The organism is Rubritalea profundi, assembly GCF_002954445.1.
Taxonomy (GTDB): Bacteria; Verrucomicrobiota; Verrucomicrobiia; order Verrucomicrobiales; family Akkermansiaceae; genus Rubritalea; species Rubritalea profundi.
The window spans coordinates 251,894-257,893 of record NZ_MQWA01000001.1 but is presented as its reverse complement, the minus strand read 5'-3'; the positions used below and the strand labels follow the sequence as shown (position 1 = coordinate 257,893).

The 6,000-nt window shown below is 52.2% G+C and carries 3 protein-coding genes and 1 pseudogene; all 4 read left to right on the top strand.

Features of this window, described 5'->3' with window-relative positions:
* The first annotated feature begins 188 nt into the window (after positions 1-188).
* The 4 genes and pseudogenes from BSZ32_RS01150 (at position 189) to BSZ32_RS18575 (ending at position 5,323) form a co-directional block, all read left to right on the top strand.
* Positions 189-941, top strand: a complete 753-nt coding sequence (locus tag BSZ32_RS01150; protein ID WP_105041721.1) for a hypothetical protein — start codon at positions 189-191, stop codon at positions 939-941.
* 224 nt (positions 942-1,165) lie between these two features.
* Complete coding sequence (locus BSZ32_RS01145; RefSeq protein WP_105041720.1) at positions 1,166-3,481, top strand: DUF1592 domain-containing protein; 2,316 nt, start codon at positions 1,166-1,168, stop codon at positions 3,479-3,481.
* A 46-nt stretch (positions 3,482-3,527) separates the two neighbouring features.
* Positions 3,528-4,828: pseudogene (locus BSZ32_RS20455) on the top strand (DUF1552 domain-containing protein).
* Positions 4,829-5,182: 354 nt separating this feature from the next.
* Entirely contained in the window at positions 5,183-5,323 is a 141-nt protein-coding gene (locus BSZ32_RS18575; RefSeq protein WP_165788565.1) for a hypothetical protein, read from the top strand.
* The last annotated feature ends 677 nt before the right edge of the window (positions 5,324-6,000 follow it).

The window sequence follows — 6,000 nt, the reverse complement described above, 5'->3', positions numbered from 1 at the left end:
TCCCTCTCCCACGACACTCAATAATGTGAACCTCCCACAAGAATTGTATGTCTCATAAATATCATAAGAATTGTATGTCTCATAAATAAGGAGCACCCGGCGAGGCGATCGCTTGGTATCAGAAGGTTGAAAAACTCTACCCCGACGCCAAGGATGCGATCGACTATTTCGAAGAGGAAAAGATTAGCATGGACGAAGTGACGACATTCAAACCGGGTGAAAAGGTCGAGTTGAACCTGAAATTCCGCAACATCAAAGAGGCATATCTCCAAGTTTACAAGGTTGACCTCATGAAGCTCTATCTGCGCGAGAAGAATCTTTCAAACATCACCAAGGTCCACCTCGCTGGAATTGAGCCGGAAAGCGAGCTGACCCTCCAGCTGGGCGATGGCAAGGACTACCGCGACCGCGAACAAAAGGCGTTCCTGCCACTCAAGGACGAAGGTGCCTACCTGGTTATCTGCCGTGGCGACGACCTGTTCACCAGCGGCATGGTTCTCGTTACCCCATTGAAACTTGAAATCCAAGAGTCGCCGGCGGCCGGCTCACTGCGTGTTAACGTGCGTGACACCATCAACGAGGGCTACCAGGCTAACGTGCACGTCAAGGCGATCGGTTCAGGTGACAATGCATTCAAGAGTGGCGACACAGATCTGCGCGGCATCTTTGTTGCCAAGGGACTCAATGGCAGCGCTACTGTCATTGCCCGTCAGAAAGGGCGCTACGCATTTTATCGTGGCACCAGCCACCTTGGTCAGCGCGTCTTACCCAATGCCAAGCCAGAGCAGCAAAGGGAACAGGGCAAAAAACTCCAACAGAAGGATTTTCTCCAGAACCTGGATGACTCTAATGGTGTTATTCAGTACAGAGAAATCAAGGGGTGGGACTCATTTCGCCGCCAAAAAGGAGGTAAAGGGGTAGAGGTGCAAAAGGCGTATTAAGGATCTGCTATGCTGGGTCGGTGGGCCCAGTAGACGGTTGTCGTGTGGGGAGGTAAATACTTTATCCTCCTCTCCTATCTCCTCAATAGCGTCCTCAGCTGCTCCCCCGGAAAAGCAAATTTCAAGCAATTATAAGAACTTGCAAAAATTGGTTCTGGTGATTGATTGGCCACCTGTCTGAGATGCTAGCATCATAGACACAAGTCAACCCGCTATCTCCGCCCATGCAGCCTTTCCGAACACTTTACCCAAAAAGTAAATTCCTAGCAGTCGCTGTTCTATCCTGTCTGTTTTGCTTTGCCATGGCACGGGCTGAGGGACTTGTAGCACGATGGAAAAGTGAAGTTCTCCCGCTCGTCGAGCACCATTGCTACGACTGCCATGGCGACGGATCGCACAAAGGCGACCTGTCGCTGGATGACTTCGGCAGCATCGCCGAGATGCAGGCAGATCGGGAGCGCTGGAAACGCATCCGCACCCACATCAGCCAGCGCTTGATGCCGCCATCCGATGAAGAACAGCCGACAAGCGAAGAACGCAAAAAAATACTCCGCTGGATAGATGCTGCTGTCTTCCCGGTGGATCCCGACAATCCCGACCCCGGCAGAGTCACCTTGCGACGGCTCAACAAGATCGAGTATGAGAACACCTTGAACGACCTTCTCGGCATAAAGATCAAGGTGCAGAAGTTGCTGCCTCCGGATGACTCAGGCTACGGATTCGACAATATCGGCGACGTGCTGACGCTCTCGCCCGCACACCTTGAGCGCTTGCTTAGAACCGCGCGTATGGCGCTGGATAAGACGACTCACCCCGGCCCCATGCCCTACCCCACTCAGACGATATTGGGAAAAAGCCTGAAGGGATCTGGCCGGAGCAGTGGACGCGGGCACTATTTCACTCAGAACGGCGAGTCGTCAGGATCTGTCAATTTTACCAAAGCCGGACGCTATAAGCTACGCATCCACGCCGGAGGAACGATGGGTGCTAAACAAGCACCACTGATGGAACTCTACCTTAATAGCAAAAAGCTGAAGAGCTGGGAAGTGACAGCTCCGCTCGATCGCCCAGATTTCTTCGAGATTGAAGTCAATATTGAGCAGGCTGAAAAACAAGAGCTCGCGGTCAGTTTCACCAACGACTTTTACGACCCGGACTACCCGGACCCGAACGCACGTGACCGCAATCTGCTTGTCGCAGGGATGCAGATCACTGGACCACTCGACGGACCTCGCTCTAACAAACCGAAAAGCCACCGCCAAATCTACGGTGAGCGTAGTCATTTTGGTTCGGATGAAGCGTGGGCTACGGACATTTTCAAACGCTTCGCCCAGCGCGCCTTTCGCAGGCCTCTTGAGCCCGGAGAAGCTGAGCGCTATTTACACTTCGTGCGCCTCGCTCATAAAGGAAACCAAAGCGCGGAACACGGCATCCGCCAAGGCCTAGAAGCCATGCTAATTTCTCCCTCATTCCTTTTCCGTGAGGAACCCCAACCCGAACCTGATAATCCAAAGCTGATTCATCCGGTCAGTGAGCACGTGCTCGCGTCTCGTCTTTCCTATTTCCTGTGGTCCACCATGCCGGACGGTGCCTTGATGCAACGCGCCGACAAAGGCGAATTGCGTGCCAATCTGGATAGTGAAATCGAGCGTATGCTTGACTCCCCACGGGCTGAGGAGTTCGTGTCCAACTTCACAGGTCAGTGGTTGCAGCTACGCAACTTGGCCACCTCAACACCTTCAAGTAAAGCATTTCCGAAATTCCGATACGCCCTGAGCATGGCCATGATGCGCGAAACCCAAATGCTTTTCGCTCACATGATCCGTCAAGATGCGCCTCTAACCGACCTGCTAAACTCCGACTACACTTTTGTCAATGAACGGCTCGCCAAGCACTACGGCATCAAGGGCGTGAGCGGCGACAAGTTCCAAAAGGTTTCACTGAAAGGCACGCCACGCCGTGGGATACTGGGCCACGGATCATTCCAGGTCATCACCTCTCACCCGCTGCGTACCTCCCCCGTCCTAAGAGGAAAGTACGTGCTCGAAAACCTGCTCGATATCGCACCACCGCCGCCGCCACCTAACATCCCACAGCTCAAGCCACCCACGAAAAAGGGCAGTGCCCTGAGCCTGCGCGCACAAATGGAAAAACACCGTGATGACCCACGCTGCAGTTCCTGCCACGCCATGATGGACCCGATCGGCTTTAGCCTTCAGAACTTCGATGCCGATGGCTCATGGCGGAAGACCGAAAACGGAAAACCCATCGATGTCACTGGCGAGCTCGATGGCGGTCGGGAATTTCAGGGGGCTGACGAACTCATCGCGCTACTCACCAAAGATCACCAGAACGATTTCCTCCGCTCAGTGTCCTCTAAAATGCTCACCTATGCGTTGGGCCGGGGAACCGACTGGTATGACAAACCGGCCATCGACCGCATTATCAAAGAAACCGAAAATGCTGGGACAGGCACGCGTGCGATGATCAAGGCAGTCATCCGTTCCGTGCCCTTCCAATACAGGCGCGGCGATGGTTGATAGACTTCAACCTCCCACTCAGTATAATCGATAGAACCTTAACACTATGCACTCACGCCGGACATTTCTAAAAAGCATCGCCGCGACACTTGCGCTACCTCAGCTCGAATCGCTCGCAGCGGTTTCAAAAACAGCGCCGGTCCATCCACTGCGACTGGGCTTCATCTACATTCCCAATGGCGTGAACGTAGCAAAATGGCAGCCAACAGGCAGCGGTGCCAACTACCAACTATCTGAAACACTCAAGCCACTGGCCGGACTGCGCGATCAATTCTCGATTCTCAACCACCTCAATCACGAAAAAGCCTTCGCCAATGGTGACGGTGCCGGCGATCACGCCCGTGCCAATGCCACCTTCCTCACCGGCTGCCAGGCAAGAAAGACCGCGGGTGCTGACATCTCGCTGGGGGTTTCCGCCGATCAACTCGCCGCCCGACAAATCGGACACCACACGCGACTCTCCTCACTCGAGCTTTCCACCGATCCTCCACGTCGCTCAGGCCGCTGTGACTCTGGCTACTCCTGCGCCTACCAATACAACCTATCCTGGCTCGATGAAAACACCCCGGCGCCTGCCGAGCGCGACCCACGCCTAGTTTTTGAAAAGCTCTTTGGTTCTGGAAATCTTAAGGAGGACGCACGCCGCCGCCATTACCAACACAGCATCCTCACTTCGTCAACGAGGACGCAAAACGCCTGCAAAAACGTCTTGGATCGACCGATCGTGGCAAGATCGAGGAATACATGACCGCGGTGCGCAGCATCGAGCAACGCATTGAGAAGGCTGAGAAATTTCGCGTTGCGGTTCCCGAAACCGAGCGTCCGAACGGCATCCCGAATTCCTACAAAGAACACATCCGCATCCAGTTCGAACTGATGGCAATGGCCTTCGAAACCGATTCCACTCGCCTCTCGACTTTCATGCTCGCCCACGATGGGTCGAATCGCTCCTTCCCTGAGCTGGATATTCACAGTGGCCACCACGAACTTTCCCACCACCGGCTGAACAAACAACATCTGGAGAAAATCGCACAAATCGACCTCTTCTACATGGAGCAGTTCGCCGTCTTTCTGAACCGACTCAAAAACACCCGCGAAGGTGAGGGCTCCGTGCTCGATCATTCCATGATCGTCTATGGTAGCGGCATCAGTGATGGCAACAGCCACAACCACAAAGACCTCCCCGTGCTCCTCGCCGGCGGCGGCAATGGCAGCCTCAACCCCGGTCGTATTATCGAGGCAAAAGAAGGCACCCCGATGACCAATCTCTACCTCTCACTGCTCGACCGCATGGGAGTAAAGTCCGAGCGGATCGGTGACTCCACAGGCAGACTGGAAACGGTCTAACAAAGCCCCCCCCCTTATTTCACCCCTTTTTTGCGTTCACGAGTATCAAACTGAAGTAATCAATCCTTGTAAGTCCGCCTATTGACCGTCCGAAACCCACGCGATTCTGCTAATTTAACAATTGTTGCTATTTTTCTTTGCCGAATAACTGGCCACCCGCCACAGTTAAATTTTTCCCGCACCTTTTCTCCCCGCAACCTCTCTGACAATTGAACACAGCAACTAACATGATGACAAAAAAAGCAAACTCCTAGCAGTAAGATGGGGGATTGAATTACTCTTGTTTCATTGGCTTTCTTGTTCAGCTTCGCTTGTGGCTGTGAATTGCGCTCGACTCGCAAACTCACTCAAGCGATGAAGCAAAAAATTATCTTCCGGCAGGATCTCGAAGATATCCTGCAGTTGCTCAACAATTCCCACCTAGCAAGCGAGAAACGCAACGCGTTCACTGAGTGGCCGAAATCTCCCTCTTGGTCTAATGTTTTCATCGTGTAACGTGATAGATTTTACTCCGTCGACTCGACCTATTTGAAGGAATCACTGGAGCAAGGTGCTGTCAGTAATCCAGACGCAAAAATTTTCCGATGGCTGAGTTGGGTGATGTGTCTGGCAATGTTGCTGCGCAGCGCGAGCACTGCTGACTGGCTTATGTAATCGAGACTTTTAGAGCTGTGATTCTCAGCATTGATTTGACGATGCTTGAAGGAGAGTTCGATAGATTGCTACTCCAGTCCTGATTTGGTTAGAAGCTCATCAATCCGAATGAGCGGATCACGCTCTTCTCGGTATTCTTTTGGTCCTTGGACGAGAGCTAAGGCGGAACGAAGTAGGGGCTGGTAGGTAAAGCTAGACATAGTTCGAGGCTGAATTCGTTGTGGTAAACAAATTATAAGACTCGAATTTGAGACATGGAGGGTAAATTTGCCTTCGATGTCTTTTTTTTACCCAACTTAACGGCCAGAGGCATTTGGATTTATCAGAATTGGGTCAGGCTCTACAGTAGATTCGACGAAGATTTTGATGCTCGCGTCAACAAGGCTCTAGAACTCATTTGGAAAAAACATATTAACAAAATTGGTGGCAAAAAGTGAACCTTATTTTAGTTTGTTTTCGGGATTGTTAGACACTTGAATATTAGACTAACAAAGCTAAAAGATGATCAATTCCTTTGT